Source organism: Gordonia desulfuricans NBRC 100010 (genome assembly GCF_001485495.1).
In the GTDB taxonomy this organism is placed as follows: domain Bacteria; phylum Actinomycetota; class Actinomycetes; order Mycobacteriales; family Mycobacteriaceae; genus Gordonia; species Gordonia desulfuricans.
Genome location: NZ_BCNF01000150.1, coordinates 1 through 16,977, shown reverse-complemented (window position 1 = coordinate 16,977; position 16,977 = coordinate 1). Strand labels below are relative to the sequence as shown.

The 16,977-nt window shown below is 66.1% G+C and carries 15 protein-coding genes and 1 pseudogene; 13 read left to right on the top strand and 3 right to left on the bottom strand.

The features are described from left to right. Positions 1–62: 62 nt before the first annotated feature. A complete protein-coding gene (locus GD1_RS21295) occupies positions 63–776 on the top strand; it encodes a hypothetical protein (protein WP_157079573.1) in 714 nt (237 codons plus the stop codon). Positions 777–2,080: 1,304 nt separating this feature from the next. Here the strand turns inward: GD1_RS21295 and GD1_RS25805 are convergent. Next, complete coding sequence (locus GD1_RS25805) at positions 2,081–2,410, bottom strand: sigma factor (protein WP_157079572.1); 330 nt, start codon at positions 2,408–2,410, stop codon at positions 2,081–2,083. Between the two features lie 656 nt (positions 2,411–3,066). On the opposite strand from GD1_RS25805, the gene GD1_RS21280 reads away from it, so the two are divergent. The 10 genes and pseudogenes from GD1_RS21280 to GD1_RS21240 all read left to right on the top strand — a co-directional run bounded on the left by GD1_RS21280 (position 3,067) and on the right by GD1_RS21240 (position 12,580). Next, positions 3,067–4,122 (top strand): ABC transporter substrate-binding protein, encoded by a 1,056-nt coding sequence (locus GD1_RS21280; protein ID WP_059039468.1) that lies wholly within the window; start codon positions 3,067–3,069, stop codon positions 4,120–4,122. After that, the gene (locus GD1_RS21275; RefSeq protein ID WP_059039467.1) at positions 4,119–5,042 is read left to right on the top strand and encodes an ABC transporter permease; all 924 of its coding nucleotides are present in this window, start codon (positions 4,119–4,121) and stop codon (positions 5,040–5,042) included. The genes GD1_RS21280 and GD1_RS21275 overlap by 4 nt, the downstream gene beginning before the upstream one ends. After that, complete coding sequence (locus GD1_RS21270; protein ID WP_059039466.1) at positions 5,039–5,860, top strand: ABC transporter permease; 822 nt, start codon at positions 5,039–5,041, stop codon at positions 5,858–5,860. Before GD1_RS21275 ends, GD1_RS21270 begins: the two co-directional genes overlap by 4 nt. A gap of 1 nt (position 5,861) precedes the next feature. Continuing rightward, a complete protein-coding gene (locus GD1_RS21265; protein ID WP_059039465.1) occupies positions 5,862–6,959 on the top strand; it encodes an ABC transporter ATP-binding protein in 1,098 nt (365 codons plus the stop codon). A 39-nt stretch (positions 6,960–6,998) separates the two neighbouring features. After that, a complete protein-coding gene (locus tag GD1_RS21260) occupies positions 6,999–8,573 on the top strand; it encodes a thiamine pyrophosphate-binding protein (RefSeq protein WP_217997902.1) in 1,575 nt (524 codons plus the stop codon). Continuing rightward, the gene (locus tag GD1_RS21255) at positions 8,570–9,547 is read left to right on the top strand and encodes a C-terminal binding protein (RefSeq protein ID WP_059039464.1); all 978 of its coding nucleotides are present in this window, start codon (positions 8,570–8,572) and stop codon (positions 9,545–9,547) included. Before GD1_RS21260 ends, GD1_RS21255 begins: the two co-directional genes overlap by 4 nt. Beyond that, on the top strand, positions 9,528–10,466 hold the full coding sequence (locus GD1_RS21250; protein ID WP_059039463.1) for a DMT family transporter: 939 nt from the start codon (positions 9,528–9,530) through the stop codon (positions 10,464–10,466). Before GD1_RS21255 ends, GD1_RS21250 begins: the two co-directional genes overlap by 20 nt. A 28-nt stretch (positions 10,467–10,494) precedes the next feature. Next, on the top strand, positions 10,495–11,085 hold the full coding sequence (locus tag GD1_RS21245) for a TetR/AcrR family transcriptional regulator (RefSeq protein ID WP_083534577.1): 591 nt from the start codon (positions 10,495–10,497) through the stop codon (positions 11,083–11,085). 75 nt (positions 11,086–11,160) lie between these two features. After that, positions 11,161–11,313: pseudogene (locus GD1_RS24470) on the top strand (2Fe-2S iron-sulfur cluster-binding protein); the annotation flags it as partial. Between the two features lie 361 nt (positions 11,314–11,674). Further along, on the top strand, positions 11,675–12,580 hold the full coding sequence (locus GD1_RS21240; protein ID WP_157079571.1) for a hypothetical protein: 906 nt from the start codon (positions 11,675–11,677) through the stop codon (positions 12,578–12,580). 7 nt (positions 12,581–12,587) lie between these two features. Here the strand turns inward: GD1_RS21240 and GD1_RS21235 are convergent, their stop codons facing one another. After that, the gene (locus GD1_RS21235) at positions 12,588–13,655 is read right to left on the bottom strand and encodes a phosphotransferase family protein (protein ID WP_059039460.1); all 1,068 of its coding nucleotides are present in this window, start codon (positions 13,653–13,655) and stop codon (positions 12,588–12,590) included. A gap of 187 nt (positions 13,656–13,842) precedes the next feature. Between GD1_RS21235 and GD1_RS21230 the strand changes: the two genes are divergently transcribed. Both GD1_RS21230 and GD1_RS21225 read left to right on the top strand, forming a co-directional pair. Then, a complete protein-coding gene (locus GD1_RS21230; RefSeq protein ID WP_053777261.1) occupies positions 13,843–14,160 on the top strand; it encodes a hypothetical protein in 318 nt (105 codons plus the stop codon). A gap of 42 nt (positions 14,161–14,202) precedes the next feature. After that, the gene (locus GD1_RS21225; protein ID WP_059039459.1) at positions 14,203–14,841 is read left to right on the top strand and encodes a DUF3159 domain-containing protein; all 639 of its coding nucleotides are present in this window, start codon (positions 14,203–14,205) and stop codon (positions 14,839–14,841) included. A gap of 40 nt (positions 14,842–14,881) precedes the next feature. On the opposite strand, the gene GD1_RS21220 is transcribed toward GD1_RS21225, so the two are convergent. Next, a complete protein-coding gene (locus tag GD1_RS21220) occupies positions 14,882–16,393 on the bottom strand; it encodes an MFS transporter (RefSeq protein ID WP_059039458.1) in 1,512 nt (503 codons plus the stop codon). Positions 16,394–16,977: the final 584 nt, after the last annotated feature.

Genomic DNA, 16,977 nt, shown 5'->3' with positions numbered 1-16,977 from the left:
AGTCGAATGCGCTGTGACAGATCGGTGCAGACCACAGAGGGGTGGGCGGGGATCACGTGGCGATGAGTGTGTCCGCGTGGCGGAAGATGGTGACGTCCGCGGCTGAGCGATTGGGGCCGCAGTGGCGGGTCGTCGGTGACGGTCGAAAGACCGTGCTGATGCGGACCGACATCGAGTGGTGGGCGCTCTACGTCGGGTACGAACCCACCAGGCTGGGAAGGGTCTTTGCGTACTCGGCATTTCTGGGAGGACCGTTGCCTCCGACGCGGACCGGCGATGCCGGCGTGGATGGAGATCAGTTCGTGTTCCCGGGGGAACCGCGGATTCGCTACCAGGATGACTTGGTCTGTGCGGCGGGGATCGCGGAGTTCGCCGAAGTGGTGGTGGGGGTGGCACTCGATCCTGTGCGTGACGTGAGGGGCTACTTGGCGTACAGCGAAGAGACGCTGGTCACGCGAACCGCTTCGGGCCATGACTATCTGTACACCGGAAGGTCGCGTCAGCGGCTGGTGCTGCTGCGGGTGGTGTGTGCGGCCAAGCCGACCGCGGGTCTGATCGAGGATGTGCGGTGGGTGCTCGATGATCGGTTGGTGAATCAGAACGGCGCCAATCCGAGTAGTGAGGTGTTCTTTGCCGAGATGCTCGAGTTGTTGCGCGACGATGATCGTGGTGGTGTGGAGCATCTGATCTCGCGTACTCGCCAGGCGGGTCTGGCCGAGTTGGGTGCATCTCCAGATATGTTGAGGCCATTGGTGTTTCCAGAACCGTTGGTGTGAGTTCGGAGAGGATCGTGCTGTGAGTACGTATGGGTTCGCGTTGATCGCTGATCTTGCCGATGTCGAGGACGCCGAGCGTGTCCTGTCGCGGGTTCGGGATGTACTGGCCGAGGATTGGGACCGGTCGTGGGGGTCGGATCCGAGCTATGGAAGACACTCAGAGATCATGGACCGGTACAACAATGAGACAGGAATCAAGATAGGAAAGGAATCTGACGGCGATTTCGCAACCGTTATCAACAAATGTGTTACCGCTGCGAATAATGCACGAAGAATTCCAAGGAGCCAGCTTGATGGAATGTCCAATCCGGGGGACGGGTCACTTATATTCTTCAGGGGTAGGTAGATGGCGATTTTGAAGAGGCGAGTGCACGCAGTTTCTGCATCCGCGCTCGGCGGCGCACTTCTGATGGCGGTAGCTGCTACTGCATGCAGCCCCGACCAACCCACCGGGACCCCGGGTGCTGCTGAAGGCGTAACCGAGACAATTCGGGCGTTCGCAGAAAACCAGACTTTGGAGGCATCTCAGGGCCTGGTTTGTCCAGCACAGCGCTTGACGTCCGCGGAAATCCTTGCGACCGTGCGGCGCGAGGAAGAGCGAACTGGGGTCCCCCTGTTCAAACCATTTCCGCCCGACGACCGAGACTATGCCGACTTCCTAAGCGCGTACCGCGAGGTCAGTGTCCCTGCTGAGGCGATCAGCGTCGATACAGCCGGAACATCCGCACGCGTAGACGTCACGAAGTTCAAAAACCGGGTATTCGTTGATACCGGGAGGCCACTGCGTTTCAGTAAGGTGGACGGAAAATGGTTGTTCTGCGACGAGATATACCTGAGCAAGGCCTCCGTCACTGAATCTGCCGAGACCTATCTAGAGCAGGCCCGAGATCACAGATAACTGGTCATGAGCCCTCCAATCTCCCGGATATTTGCACTTGCAAGTACGCTGTTCACTCTCTTGGTTCTGACTGCTTGCTCGCCACCACGCGGTGCTGAGCCTCTGTCGTCCACCCAATCGACAGAGACCGTCCTAGCTCGCCACGAGATCGCCGTGCGTGAGTGCAACAAGGAAATCAGCCACTTGTACCCCCCGTCAGAGCACCTGTCGTTTGCCAACTGGACAGACGACGGCTGGCATCCCGACACCAGCGGCGCAACTCGTGGCTATTGGGTGTACGCCGTCGACGTGACAGCGCACCAGCAAAGTACGACCAAGCAGCACTCATGCAAGCTCTCCGAGACGACTGGCGGGCACTACTCCGCCGAAGCATTGCCTTCTTAGTGCAGCCTGCAGTGCGGTTCATTTAGGCAGGGCAACTATATCGCCGGGATCGGCCCTCACCTGTTGGTTTGCAGGCAAACTGAGCCAGGCTCGGCGACACGCCCGGGATCGAAGGCTGAATTGCTGGCGTGTGTGGCTCATGTTCCGTGCATCTCGTCAGATGGGCGCTCAGGAGTGCTTCTTGGAGTGCATCGGCCGCGTCGTCGGGATTGCCGGTGGTGCGGTTGGCGACGGTCCACAGATAGGACTGGTGGCGGGTGATGAGGATGGTGAAGGCGGTCGGATCGCCGTGGATGTGGGCATGGAGCAGTTGCTCGTCGGTGCGCTGGTCGTGTGTGGTCCCCCCGGACATGGGGATGAGCGTAATGGCTGGTGGGTGGTGATGAGTGGGTGATGGACCGGTGGTGTGGACGGAGCTGTGGGTGGGGGTGTTTGTGTGGATCGGGCGTGGTCGGGCTGTTGAGGTGCCACATGACGATGAGGTGGAGGGCGTGCGACACCGGCAGCGGTGGTCGCCCGAAGATGGTGAACTGATGAGCGGACAGGGGGTGAGTGCTCGAGCGGCGTTGACCACCGTGTCGCTGTCACCGGTCGCGAGACCGTCGACGGGGCAGCCATCCTCGTGGTCGACGTCGGGCCACCCATGCGGTCGAGGACCGTCTGGGGAGACACGATCAGCAGTGTGTCGGTACTGATCGATGTCGCGCGGAGTCGACGGTGCCGTGTCCCCTTTGCCCGCTTCGGTAGACCGACAGTCCGACGAACCGGTACGTGAGATCTACAGGGCGACAACACTACTGGCCAGTGATCGGATCCCGCGACCGCGACGCTCAGGGGTGCTAAGGGCCTCGGGGCTTGTCTCGGGCGGGGAAGGGCGGTCGCCGTGAAAACTACCTGTGACGAACGAAGTCACCAACGTTAAATCTCCACACCCGGTCTTGACATGTGACCCAAGCCACCCTTTAATTCTTGACTGATGGATTAATCAGTTCAGTTTAGGAGGGCGCCATGCGCAGAAACACCTTTGCGGCCGTTGTGGTTTCGGTTGCTGCAGTCTCGTTGTCGGCCTGTGCATCGGGCTCCGGTACAGACTCCAAGTCACTCACCGTCACCATGTGGGGTGGCGCCGGCCAGAAGGCCCACGTGGAGTCCTACTTCCTTCCCTGGGCGGAGGAGAACGGGGTCACCATCAAGCAGGATTCGCCCACCGACTACGCGAAAATCGCAGCTCAGGTCAGTGCGAACAAGGTTTCCTGGGGTGTCGTGGAGGTCGAGCCCAACTACGCAGCCACCGCCTGCGCAGACGGAACCCTCGAGAAGCTGCCGGCCGACGTCGTCGAGGCGGCCAAGACCGCAGGTGCACCCGCTGAACAACTGAGCGACTGTGCGATCCCGGTCCTGCAGTACACCTTCAGCATCGCCTACAACACCAACACGTTCCCGGATGCCCATCCGACCACGTGGGCCGAGTTCTTCGACACCGAGAAGTTCCCCGGAAAGCGCGGCTTCTGGAAGTACCCGACCGGCGGGATCTTCGAGGCGGCACTCCTCGCCGACGGTGTCGCACCCGAGAACCTCTACCCACTCGACCTCGACCGCGCCTTCGCCAAGCTCGACACGATCAAGAGCGACATCGTCTGGTACGACACCGGTGATCAGCAGACCCAGCTGGTCGCCAGCGGCGAGGCCCCGCTCGTGCAGGCCTGGAACGGCCGCATCACCCAGGCCGCCGAGGCGGGCGAGCCGGTGGCCAACGAGTACGGCCAGAACCTCATCTCCTATGACCAGGTCGTCGTGCCGAAGGGCTATCCCAACGCGCAGTTGGCCTTTGACTGGATGAAGTGGTTCCTCGCCAACCCGCAGTCCCAGGCCGACGACGCCGTCGCGTCCTACTACGGCCCTGCCACCCCGGCCGGCGTCGAGCTCATGCCCGCCGACAAGCGCAACGACGTGGCCGGCGGTGCTGCGGTCAACGACAAGTCCGCAGCCGTCATCGACTACTCGTACTGGGCCGAGAACAACGATGCCATCACCGAGCGGTTCAACAGCTGGATCGCCCGATGACGGCCCAGCTCAGCGAAGTGTCACCCCCACAGGTGACCCCGGCGCCGTCACCCGCGGAGGTCAAGGAAAAGCGCCAGTGGCGCAAGGCATTCGCCTTCGACGGCTGGGGTGCTCTCGCCCTTCCGCTGCTGGTGTTCCTCGGACTGCTGTTCGTGGTCCCGATCGTCGCGCTGATCGCGAAGAGCTTCACCGACCCGACGGTCGGATTCGAGAACTACCGGGCGATCTTCGCCGACTCGGTGTACGTGCGGGTGCTGATCAACACCTTCGTCGTCGCACTCACCGTCACCGTGGTCACCTTGGCGCTCGGCTACCCCTACGCCTACGTCATGACCCTGGTGTCGCCGAAGTGGCGGGCACTGATGATGGTGGTCATCCTCATCCCGTTCTGGACCAGCATCCTGGTCCGCAGCTTCGCACTGATCGTCCTGCTGCGAGATACGGGTGTGCTCAACACGATTGCGATGAACGCCGGTATCCTCGACGAGCCGATGCCGATCCTGCGCACGCTGCCCGGCGTCATCTTCGGCATGGTCCAGATCGCCTTGCCGTTCATGGTGCTGCCCATCTACGCCTCGATGCGGTCCATCGATCCCCGGCTGTCGCTGGCCGCCCAGGCGCTCGGTGACCGGCCGTCCGGAGCCTTCTGGCGAGTCTTCGTGCCACTCAGCGCTTCCGGGGTCGCGGCGGGGACACTGCTCACCTTTGTGCAGGCCCTCGGCTACTACATCACCCCCGCCCTGCTCGGCGGCCCGAAGAACATGATGATCGGCGAGCTGATCGTCCAGCAGGTCAGCACGGTCCTTCGATTCGGATTCGCCTCCGCACTCGCCGTACTCCTGCTGGTGACCACGTTCGCACTCCTGGCCATCGCCAGCCGGATCGTCGACGTCGAACGCATCCTGATGGGAAGATCATGACTCGGATCGTCACGCGCACAGCACTTTTCCTCCTCGCTGCGCTCATCGCGGTCTATCTACTCCTGCCGGTGCTGCTGGTCATCCCGATGTCGTTGGGTGAGAGTTCGTTTCTGACCTTCCCGCCCAAGGGGCTGTCGTTCCAGTGGTTCCAGGCGCTGATCGACGACCCCACCTGGATGCAGTCCGCGGCGTCGAGCTTCTCGGTGGCGCTCGGCTCGGCGGTCCTGTCGGTGGTCCTCGGCACCCTCGCCGCCCTGGCGCTGGTCCGCGGCCGAATCCCCTTCCGGGGAGCCGTACTCGCCGTGCTGCTCGCCCCGCTGGTGGTGCCGTACGTGATCGTCGGCCTGGCGATCTACATCACCTTCCTCAAGATCGGACTCACCGAGACCCCGCTGGGCTTCATCCTCGTCCACACCTGCCTCGGCGTCCCCTACGTGATCATCAACGTCGTCGCCGGACTGTCCACGGTCGATCGGCGCCTGGAGATGGCGTCGATGAACCTCGGGGCGAGCCCGCTGCAGACGTTCTTCCGCATCACCCTGCCGGCCATCGCATCGAGCATGCTGGCCGGCGGTCTCTTCGCCTTCATCACCAGCTGGGACGAGGTCGTCGTCGCGATCTTCCTGTCCGGACCCGACATGACCACCCTGCCGGTGAAGATGTGGTCGGGCATCCGGATCCAGATCGACCCGACGCTGGCCGCGGTGTCGAGCCTCATTCTGCTCATCATCGTCGCGGCCTTCGCCCTCAGCGGGATCCTCCGCTTCATCCAGAGCCGCCGCGCTCGTCGCCTGACCTCGGCCAAAGCAGGAGCCTGACATGACCACCACCGATTTCACCGTGCCCACCACCGCCACCGGTCACGGATTCATCAACCTCGAGCGCGTCCGCAAGACCTACGGCTCCGCCGTCATCCTCGACGACGTGAACCTCTCCATGCGCGAAGGCGAGTTCGTCACCCTGCTCGGTGCCAGCGGCTCCGGCAAATCCACCCTGCTCAACATCATGGCCGGCTTCGTCAAGGCCGACTCCGGATCGGTCACCGTCGACGGCGTCGACCTCACCCGTGTCCCGCCGCACCGTCGCGGCCTCGGCATGATGTTCCAGCACTACGCCCTGTTCCCGCACATGAGCATCGCCGACAACGTCGCCTACGGCCTGCGCCGCCACGGCTTCGCCAAGTCCGAGATCCCCGGACTGGTCACCGAGGCGCTGACGATGGTGGAGATGGCCGACTACGCCGACCGGCGCCCGAGCCAGCTGTCGGGCGGTCAGCAGCAGCGCGTCGCCCTGGCCCGGGCGATCGTCTACAAGCCGCGGGTGCTGCTGATGGACGAGCCGCTGGGCGCGCTCGACAAGATCCTGCGCGAGCAACTCCAGCTCGAGATCCGTCGACTCCACCGCGAGATGGGTATCAACTTCGTCTTCGTCACCCACGACCAGCAGGAGGCGCTGACGATGTCGGATCGTATCGCCCTGCTGCGCAACGGCGAGATCCTGCAGCTCGGAACCCCCGAAGACCTCTATCAGCGCCCCAACTGCCGCTACACCGCCGAGTTCATCGGCGTGTCGAACTTCTTGAGCGGCAAGACGACCCGTGACGGATTCGTCGAGGACGGCACCGGCCGGACCCTCGCCGTGGGGGCCACCGCCACCGACGGCTCGGCGCTGATGATCCGCCCCGAGGACCTGCAGGTGCACACCGCGGCCGGCGACGTGCCCACCGGACTCAACCGGGTGACGGCGACGGTCACCGACTGCGTCTACCTCGGCAGCGACCAGACCGTCATGGCGCGCACCGACACCGGCGTGGAACTGGTCGCCCGCACACCCGTCGGGCGTGGCGACGACCGCATCCGAACCGGCATGAGTGTCGAACTCGCCTGGAACAAAGAGGATTCCCGTGTCCTCGACTGATCGTCCCGACCCCTCGAACCACAGCAAGAAGGTGACTTTGTGATCACGACCGGAGGCGAGGCGCTGGTCCGCGCACTCGCCGCGCAGGGAGCCGACACCGTGTTCGGTATCCCCGGAACCCACAACCTCGGCGCCTACTCGGCACTGGAGCGGGTCGGGCTGCGCCACGTCCTCGTCCGCCACGAGCAGGGCGCCGGCTATGCCGCCGACGGCTACGCACGCTCCACCGGCCGCCCCGGCGTCGTCCTGACCACCACCGGTCCCGCCATCCTCAACGCGGTATCCTCTGCGGCACAGGCCTATTCCGACTCGGTCCCGGTGTTCTTCGTCTCCCCTGGGATGCCGTCGAACCACCCGGGCTTCGGTAACGGTCTGCTGCACGAGATCCGGGACCAGACCGCGTCGATGGCCGCCGTCGTGCACCGCGCGGTCCGGGTGTCCCAGGTATCGGAGATCACCGCTGCCGTGGCCCAGTTGTGGGGCGAGATGATCGACGGCCGTCCGCGTCCGGTCTATCTGGAGATCCCGCTCGACCTGTTCGACGTGACCGCCGAGATCGACGACTACCCGCGTGCGGTCACCGCACAGCACGTCGCCGCCGACGACGCGATCGAGCGGGCCGCCGCGGCCATCACCGCGGCACAGTCGCCGATCGTGGTGGTCGGCGGTGGCGCGGGCTCGGCGTCGGAGCAGGTGACCGCCCTCGCCGAACGGATCGGTGCGCCCGTGCTGACCACCACCAACGGCAAGGGTGCGGTCGCCGACGACCATCCCCTGCTCGTCGGTGCGGGCGTCCAACACGCCTGTGTGCGAGCACTTGTCGAATCGTCGGATCTGCTGGTGGCGATCGGGACCGAACTCGCGCCGGCCGACTGGTGGTACGGACAGCCCACCATCTCCTCGATGGTTCGGCTGGACATCGACCCGGCCGGGATCCACGCGAACCGGGCCGCCGACGTCGCCGTGCTCGGCGACATCGCCGACTCGGCACCGCGACTGGCCCAACGTCTCCCGGCCCGCGACACCGCGACGACCATCGACGAGATCCGCGCGACGATCACCGCCGAGGCCCGGGCCACCGGCGCCACCTGGGGACCGCTGGTGGATGCACTCGTCGCGGCGACACCCCGCGAGACCGTGATCGCCGCCGACAACGCGATGGCCGTCTACTACGGCACCCTGTCCAACTGGCCGCTGCACCGGGCACGAAGCTTCCTGTTCCCCACCGGCGCAGGAACTCTCGGATTCGGGCTGCCGGCCGGGATCGGCGCCAAGGTCGCCGACCCCGACGCCCCGGTGATCGTGATCCAGGGTGACGGCGGAACCATGTTCACCGTGGCCGAACTCGCGACGGCCGCCGAACTCCGTCTGCCCCTTCCGATCATCGTCGTCGACAACGGCGGATACGGTGAGATCCGCAACGAGATGGCCGACCGGGACGAACCGGTCCACGCCGTCGACCTCGGCCACCCCGACTTCGTCGCCCTCGCCCGATCCGTCGGCTGTCACGGCGTCGGCGCGCAGGAACCCGACGACGTCGCCGCGGCGGTCGTCGAAGCCCTGAAAGCCGACCGTCCCACCGTGATCCACGTCCGAGAAGGAGCCCGCGCATGACCGCCGTGGACAGCCGCCCGCTCGCGGTCTACACCGACATCGTCGACACCGATCCCCGCCCGGGTATCGACATCCTCGAACGATCCGGCGTCGCCACCCGCGTCATCGGATCCGCCGACCCCGAGGTCATCGCCCGGGAGGGCGCCGGTGCGCACGCACTGCTGCTCGGCTACTCCCCCATCACCGTCGAGATCCTCGACGCCCTGCCGGACGTGAAAATCGTTGCCGCGCAGTCGGTGGGGACCGACATGATCGACGTCGACGCCTGCCGTGAGCGCGGCATCTGGGTGACCAACGTCGCCGGTGTGGCCACCCAGGAGGTCGCCGGGCATGCACTGGCCCTCACCCTGGCCCTCGCCCGCGGGATCGTGGCGCTCGACAACGATGTCCGCGCCGGACAGTGGGACGGCACCACCGTGCCGATGCGGCGCCTGTCCAACCTGACCGTGGGAGTGGTCGGCCTCGGCCGGATCGGGGCGGCCTACGCATCCATGGTGGGACCGCTGGTCGAGGGCGTCGTCGGCTACGACCCGATGGGCAGTGCCGACGGCGTCGAGCAGTGCACGCTGGACGAGGTGTTCGAGCGGGCCGACGTGGTGAGCCTGCACCTGCCGTCGACGCCGGAGACCGACGGCCTGGTCGACGCGCGGCGATTGGGCCTGATGAAGCCCGGCAGCATGCTGGTCAACGTGAGCCGCGGCAGCCTGATCGACGAGCAGGCCGTCCTCGACGCCCTGGACAGCGGCCGGCTCGCCGGTGCCGGGCTCGACGTCCTCGCCGAGGAACCGCCGAACCCGGATCATCGGCTCATCCGCCATGCCCGGACCGTCGTCACCCCGCACGCGGCCTACATCTCCGAGGCCACCATGGACGCCTATGTCGAGGTCCAGGCCCGCAACGTCGCCCTCGTCCTGACCGGTGACGATCCGACGCACGTGGTGCTGGAGGGCACTCGTGGTCGGACGAACCGCTGAGCGAGGTCTGACGGGTTCGTCACCCACCGGCGGCGGCGCGGCATGGGCGGCACCGCTCGTGCTCCTCGCCGTCGCCGCGGCGTGGGGGCTGTCGATCGGGCTGTCGAAGGAACTGGTCGACAAGCTGCCCGTCGCCGACTACCTCGCGGTCCGGTACACGATCGGCGTGGCGATCCTGATCGCCCTGTGCCCCCGGGCGGTGATGGGAATCCGGGGCCCCGAGCTCCGCCACGGCGTGGTCCTCGGCCTGCTGTTCGGGCTCGCGCAATACATCCAGTTCGAGGGTCTGTCACGGGCATCCATCGTGGTCGCCTCGTTCCTGGTGTCGCTGTATGTGGTGTTCACCCCCATGCTGCTGGCGATCGCGCGTCGGCGCCGACCCTCACGGGTCACGGTGATCGCGGCCGTCGTGTCGCTGGCGGGCGTCGCGTCGATGGCCGTCCGCGGATGGTCGTTCGGGATCGGCGAGGCACTCACGGTGCTGTCGGCACTGATCTATGCGCTGCACGTCATCTGGGTGGCCCGCTGGGCCACCGCCGGGAAGGCCATCGCCATCTCGGTGGTGCAACTGGCGGTGCTGAGTCTGGTGTTCACCGTCGCCGCCCTGCCCGGCGGGTTCTCGCTCCCGACGGGCCCCGACTGGCCGGCGATGATGTACCTCGCGACGATCGCCGGCGTCGCGATCGTGGCCCAGGTGTGGGCGCAGACCCGGATGAGTGCGGAGTCGGCGGCCATCATCATGGTGCTCGAACCTGTATGGGCATCGGTCTTCGCCGTGGTGTTGTGGAGTGAATCGCCCGATCTGCGCACTATCGTCGGAGGTGCGCTCGTCGTGGCGGCATCGGTGCTGGTGGTCGTCGCGTCGGCGCGAGTTCGGCCCGGGGACAGAACCAGCCGCGAGACCCTTAGCTGTTCATGACGTCGACGAACGACACGAGGAGAAGAGTATGGCGAGGCCCAATGTGGAGGCTGTTCGCAAGGAACAGATCCTTCGGTCGGCTCTGCAGCAGCTTTCCGAGCGGGGTGTGGTGGGGCTGCGGGTGTCCGACGTCGCCAACGGTGCGGGGGTGTCCGGTGGGATCGTCCACTACTACTTCGACACCAAGCTCGACCTGATCCGGGCGGCGTTCGAGGAGAACGCGTCCCAGTCGCTGGAGCGCCGCGCGGCCATCTTCGCCGACGAATCCGCCGACGTCCGGACCACGCTGTACGACCTCATCGACACCTATCTCCCCGCCGACGAGACCACCCGGGAGTCATGGCGCGTCTGGATCGAATGGTGGGCCGCAGCGCAACGCGACGAGGCCCTCGCCGATGTGCACAACCGTGCCTACGAGGTGTGGGCGCAGCGCATGCAGGCGGTGTTCGATCGGGTCGACGGGGCCGACCCGGAGACCTCGCGCACCAACGCCCACACCCTCATGGCGCTGCTCGACGGCCTGACCATCCAGGCGCTGATGGGGTCGTCGGTGATGTCGATCGATCACATGCGACAACTGTGTCGCCACACCGTCGACCTGCTGCTCGGGGATTGCTGAGGGGTACACCGCCCGGCCCTCGGCGCCGGTGATCTGCTCGCCGCCGACATCGACGCCCCGTAATCCTGCCGCGAAGGCGACTGCGGGTCGTGTGTGGCCCGACTGACCGCGGGAGAAGTCGACCACGGCAACGGAATAGCCCTCGAACCCGAGGACATCGACGACGGCTACCTGCTCACCTGCCAGGCCACCCCGCAAGGCGGCGACATCGCGATCGAGTTCGACTGAACCCCGCACCCCGCGACGTCCGGCAGGATGCCCTGCGGTTGTCGGGTGTGCCGGATGATGCGATCGGGGATGTCGTGTTCCCGGAACCGGGTTTGTGAGTACCCCTACCGGCCGCACCCGACCTCGTTGGCACCCGCGAACACCTCGCCGTACACCATCATGCAGTGATCGTCCCGGTTGTTAAACTCTGGGCATTCAGGGGACGGTCGGGCGACGACGGGGGCTGAGGTGGGTTCGTGATGCCGGGTGAGGATCGTGCGCGGAGGTTCGATGATCTGCCGACTCCGGATGCGCTCGCGGGGTGGACGCCGACCGCCACCCACGAGTGCATGGTCACCGCTGGTCGGACATCGGAGGCAAGATGACAGAGTCGTATTTCGGCACCATCGGCGAGCCCACGTTCGAGGTGTCGCCGGACGGCGGGTTCACCGCCTATAACCTGCTGTTCGAGGGGACGGACGGTCAGATCTGGTCATATCCTTATCCCTCGGAGGGCTCACTCGTCGACGCCGACGCCGACGGCGAGCCCGCGGCACACTCGGTGCCCGCAGGCAGGATCGGCCCGATCGGGCCGGGCATCACCGGTGAGCAGTGGCCGCGAGATCCCCGGACCGGCCTGCCGATGCTGCACGCGATCACCCTGTGGCTCCCCGAGCCCTACCGGCGCCGCGGACCCGATCTCGCGGGGATCGCGCTGTTCCAGGGCGTGGGCGAGGGACCCGAACCCATCGAGCGAACCGACGAGACCGACCCGTTCATCGCCGACCTCCGCCGGCATCGCCCCCACCCCGAACAGATCCTTCTCACCGACATCCTGGGCTGCCACTTCGCGATCATCTGGCTCACCGCCGACGAGTTGAGCCGATGCGGCACTCCGCCCGCCGACTGCCGACGAGACGGCGAACACCGGGTCTATCTGGGCGACCCCAATGCCTGGGACCACGACCATCCCGAGATGCTCGTGCGACTCACGGTGCGGCGAGACGATCCCAACGTGGGCATCGCACCCGTCGATATCTTTGGCGCAGACACGAATTCATCGTGCGCGCCCTATACCGATCCCTTTGGGGACGACGACTATCACGAGTGGGCCGATCGGCTCCAGGCCAACAACCACCTGGGCGGAACCCTGTTCCCCGACCAGCTGGTGCCGGACGGGCTGACCCCGTTCTACCTCGATCTCGTCGAGATCAGCGGGATGAACATCGGCAGCGGATCCCTTCAGTACGATCTGGAATCCGGTGTGTTCGACTGGTCCTGCTCGTAGCGGTTCGTCACCGCGTCAACTCGGCGACGGCCTCCCGTGTACCGAGGTCGCCGTAGGCCGCCGAATAGCGCTGTGCCAGAGCAGCCGCCACGTCGACCCGTTGCCACAGACCGCCGGCCGCACTGGCGGTGGCCAGCCACGTCGCCAGACCGTGGGCGACCGACGCCCGATACCGCAACCAGATCTCTTCCGGTGCAGGCTTTTCCGCATCGGGAAGGTCGAGCGCGTCGCGATACTCGGCCAGCAGGTCACGGTCGTGGGCGCGGCGATCGGCGGTGGTCAACGCGCCCTGCACGAAGTAGCCGACGTCCAGTGACCAGTTCCCGCGCCGGGCCATCTGCCAATCGAGCAGGCCCAGTTCACCGTTCGCCGTGACGTAGGTGTTGCCGATGTGCGGATCACCGTGCAGGAGAGTGGGCGTCGACGTCGCCACCGTCTCGATGAAGGGCTTCCAGATGTCGTCGACGAGGTCGTCGATCGACAGTGCGAGCACCTCGTCGGGGGTGGTGTCGTCGAGCAGGGCGATCGCCGAGGGCAGATCGGCATACTTCAGTCCCTCGAAGGCGACGAACGGCTCGAGCCAATCGAGTTCGCGGATCTGCACGCGTCGACCCCAGTATCTGCTGTGCAACCGCCCCAGCGCCCGGACACCGGACGCCGCTTGCCGGGGTGTCAACGGATGCAAGGCATCACGCGGCTGTGCACCGCGGGCGACGACGTCCTCCATCACCAGCAGGAAGTCCTGGGAGTCCTCGTCGATCACCGCCGCGTACACCGCGGGATGGTCGACGGGGAGCGTGGCACCGGAGGCGAACAGACGCGGCTCGTGGAACATCCCACTGGTCAACTGGATCAGCTCACGGTGCGCCGGGTCGACCGACTTGGTGAAAACCGTTGCCGGGCCGTTGCCCTGGCGGTAGCCGAGTGCCAGGCGTGCACGCCGGTTGGTGCCGTCGTCGCGCAACACCACCTCGACGTCGGCGACCTCCACCCCGGGATGGGTCGGGGCGAGCACCTCCGACAACCACTCCGGGGTGATCTCGTCGGCACTTCTCGGCATGGTCGGCACGCTCATGGGCTCCCCTGACTCGCGCACAGTGGCGCGTCGAACCGTACCGAGGGTGGTGGCCCCCACCGGCGACGATCCCGATGGGCAGGATGCGGGTGGCAGCAAAACCTAGGCGATCACGCCGATGTCTTGCGTCGCTGATCCGACCAGGATCAGGTCAGCAGATCGATCCACGACGACGAGAGAAGACATCATGAAGAAGAACACGCTCCGGGCACTGACCTTCAGCGGGATCGCGGCCTGTGCCGTCATCGGGGCCGCCGCCACCGCGGGCACCGCGTCGGCCGATCACGTCAACCAGCCGAAGCCGAGCGGCCCGCCGTGGAGCGAATCGCGTGACGGACTGACGTACTGCTTCGAGGGTTTCTGTGACAACTGGGACAAACTCGACAACTATGTGTGTACGACCGGAGCACCCACGGCCCTGGTCTGCGACGCGATCATGGTGGGGGTTCGTGTACTCCCCCCGATGAACATCGGTGACCTCGTTCCGCACAACATCATCAAATAGGAGCGCCCACCGCACATTCCGGCCTGGAAGTGACCACACGGCATGTCCGACACGAAAGAGAAGAACCTCAACCCGCTGGCGATCTTCGCCGGCTTCATCCCCTGGATCGTCTTCGCCATCGTCGCCTCGCGGCTGGCCGCCGACGGCGTCGCCTGGAGCGCGCTGCTGGCCGCGGCGATCGGCGTGGTGTTCATCGTCTACAACCGGCGCACGGGTGGCCCCACCCAGATGGACATCTACTCGGTTGTCCTGTTCGGGGTGATCGCCGTGGTCGGCTTCATCGGTGACCACGCCGTCGACGACTGGCTCTACCAGTGGGGACGTCCGCTGGTGGGTGTGATCCTCGGGCTGACGCTGCTGGCGACATCACCGGTACGCCCGTTCACCGCCGAATACGCCAAGCGGTCGACACCCCGCGAATTCTGGGACTCACCGCTGTTCCGCCGCATCAATCTCGTCCTGTCCGCGGCGTGGGGTGTGGTGATCACCCTGATCGGGGTGTCGAGCGTGCTCGTCACCGTATTCGACGCGCACCCGACCGGAACCGACAGCGCGCATCTGGTGGACTTCTTCCTCAACTGGGCCATCCCGATCGTGCTGATCGTCTGGATGGTGCACTTCACCAACAGCTATCCCGATCGCGCCCGAGACCGGTACCTGGCAGGACAGGCGGCCGTCTGAGGGTGGAACGGGTCGTCCGCGCCGGCGGTTCTGACGGTGGTCAGACCGCCGGTGCGGCCACCGCCTCCGCCTCGTCGGCCGCGCCGATCGGCCTGCGCACATTGATCAGGAGACCCGCCTCGAGTGCCACGCCGGCCAGGATCGCCGCGGCCACATAGAAGCCGATGCTCTGGCCGTGCACCATCGCCTGCGCCTGGAGTGCGGCGACGTCGGCCGGGCCGCGGACCGACGCCATGTGATCGGTGACGTAGGCGGCGGCCACGTTGACGGCGATGGTGTTGAGCAACGCGGTACCCACCGCGCCACCGACCTGCTGGGAGGTGTTCACCATCGCCGACGCGACACCGGCGTCGCGGGGTTCCACCCCGTAGGTGGCGAGGTTGATCGAGGTCATGAACACCGTGCCCATGCCGGCGCCGAGCAGCAACAGCGCGGGGAACACCACACTCCAGTAGCGGGTGGACTCCGCCGAGATCTGGCTCAGCAGCAGCATCCCGCAGGCACCGAGCAGCGCGCCGGGCACCAGCAGATATCGCGGTGGGACACGGGTGATCAACCGTGCCGCGATCTGGGTGGAACCCACCAGCATGCCGAAGACCATCGGGAGGAAGGCGACGCCGGCGCTCAGCGGTGAATAGTGGTGCACCACCTGCATGTACAGCGTGAGGAACAGGAACGACCCGAACATCGCGATCACGGCCAGCGCGACGCTCAGATAGGCGCCGCCGCGAGCGCGGTCGGCGACGACGCGCAACGGCAGCAGCGGATGCCGGCTGCGGGTCTGCCAGAAGACGAAGGCCGCCAACAACACCACCGCGGCGATCAGGCAGGAGATGGTGCCCGTGTCGCCCCAGCCCTTCTCGGCGGCACGGCTGAATCCGTACACCACCAGGGCGAGCCCGGCACCACCCAGGATCACGCCCGGGATGTCGAGTCGAGGCGTGTGATCGTCGGCGCGCGGCGGCTCCTTGATCTCGACGATCGCCCCGAACAGGGCGACCACGGCGAACACCACGTTGATGTACATGGTCCAGCGCCAGTCCAGGAACTGGGTGAGCAGACCGCCGAGCAGCAGACCCACCGCGGCGCCGCCACCGGCGATCGCGCCGAAGATACCGAAGGCGCGGGCCCGCTCCTTCGGGGCGGTGAACATCACGGTCAGCAGGGAGAGGGCGGCCGGCGCCAGCAATGCACCGAAGGCGCCCTGCAGGGCCCGGGCACCGAACAGCATCCCCTCGTTGACCGCCGCACCACCCAGTGCGGAGGCGAAGGCGAAGCCGACCAGCCCGGTCATCAGGGCGCGTCGGCGACCCCACAGATCGGCGATGCGGCCACCGAAGAGCAACAGGCCTCCGAAGGCCAGGGCATAGGCGGTGATCACCCACTGCTGGTTGGCGGTGCTGATCCCGAGATCGGCCTTGGCGTCGGGGAGTGCGATGTTGACCACGGTGCCGTCGAGCACCACCATCAGCTGCGCCAGGCAGATGAACACGAGGGCCTTCCAGCGGCGCGGGTCAGGGTCGGCGGACGGCAGCACAACAGGATCGGACATTCGTCAACTCGCTTCTGTGGACGGAGCGTGCCGTTTCAGCGTACGCCGTGGCGGAAGTGGGTGAGATGTGCTCTGGCTCTGCGGATTTCGGTATCGGAAGGAACGGGCAAATCAGTCAAAGTCGGCGCAGTGTGTTCGGGCTGCTGCCGAACGCAGCGATCTCCGGGGTGGTCACGTCGAGGTGCCCGGCCGGCGGTTCGATCAGCAGCATCGGCGCCGTGCATGGTGGTTGAGCAGGTCGTCCTCGCGCAGCGAGGCCGCCCGTTTGTCGAAACCTGTGTGGGTTGCGGCTGGAACGTACCTCTTCGAGGTGGTCACCATTTGAGGTTGGCCGGCGGAGATTTCGACACGTCTCGTCGTTGCGCTCCTCGTCGGCTCAATCATCGTGGTGGGTAACGCTCGTCGTGGGTTCGATTGGCAGCGTCGGCGCCGTGCATGGTGGTTGAGCAGGTCGTCCTCGCGCAGCGAGGCCGCCCGTTTGTCGAAACCTGTGTGGGTTGCGGCTGGAACGTACCTCTTCGAGGTGGTCACCATTTGAGGTTGGCCGGCGGAGATTTCGACACGTCTCGTCGCTGCGCTCCTCG

Bases quoted from the DNA above. Each gene is read 5' to 3' on its own strand.
- GD1_RS21295 (WP_157079573.1), top strand. From the start codon at position 63: ATGAGTGTGTCCGCGTGGCGGAAGATGGTGACGTCCGCGGCTGAGCGA.
- GD1_RS25805 (WP_157079572.1), bottom strand. From the start codon at position 2,410: ATGTCCGGGGGGACCACACACGACCAGCGCACCGACGAGCAACTGCTC.
- GD1_RS21280 (WP_059039468.1), top strand. From the start codon at position 3,067: ATGCGCAGAAACACCTTTGCGGCCGTTGTGGTTTCGGTTGCTGCAGTC.
- GD1_RS21275 (WP_059039467.1), top strand. From the start codon at position 4,119: ATGACGGCCCAGCTCAGCGAAGTGTCACCCCCACAGGTGACCCCGGCG.
- GD1_RS21270 (WP_059039466.1), top strand. From the start codon at position 5,039: ATGACTCGGATCGTCACGCGCACAGCACTTTTCCTCCTCGCTGCGCTC.
- GD1_RS21265 (WP_059039465.1), top strand. From the start codon at position 5,862: ATGACCACCACCGATTTCACCGTGCCCACCACCGCCACCGGTCACGGA.
- GD1_RS21255 (WP_059039464.1), top strand. From the start codon at position 8,570: ATGACCGCCGTGGACAGCCGCCCGCTCGCGGTCTACACCGACATCGTC.
- GD1_RS21245 (WP_083534577.1), top strand. From the start codon at position 10,495: ATGGCGAGGCCCAATGTGGAGGCTGTTCGCAAGGAACAGATCCTTCGG.
- GD1_RS21240 (WP_157079571.1), top strand. From the start codon at position 11,675: ATGACAGAGTCGTATTTCGGCACCATCGGCGAGCCCACGTTCGAGGTG.
- GD1_RS21235 (WP_059039460.1), bottom strand. From the start codon at position 13,655: ATGAGCGTGCCGACCATGCCGAGAAGTGCCGACGAGATCACCCCGGAG.
- GD1_RS21230 (WP_053777261.1), top strand. From the start codon at position 13,843: ATGAAGAAGAACACGCTCCGGGCACTGACCTTCAGCGGGATCGCGGCC.
- GD1_RS21225 (WP_059039459.1), top strand. From the start codon at position 14,203: ATGTCCGACACGAAAGAGAAGAACCTCAACCCGCTGGCGATCTTCGCC.
- GD1_RS21220 (WP_059039458.1), bottom strand. From the start codon at position 16,393: ATGTCCGATCCTGTTGTGCTGCCGTCCGCCGACCCTGACCCGCGCCGC.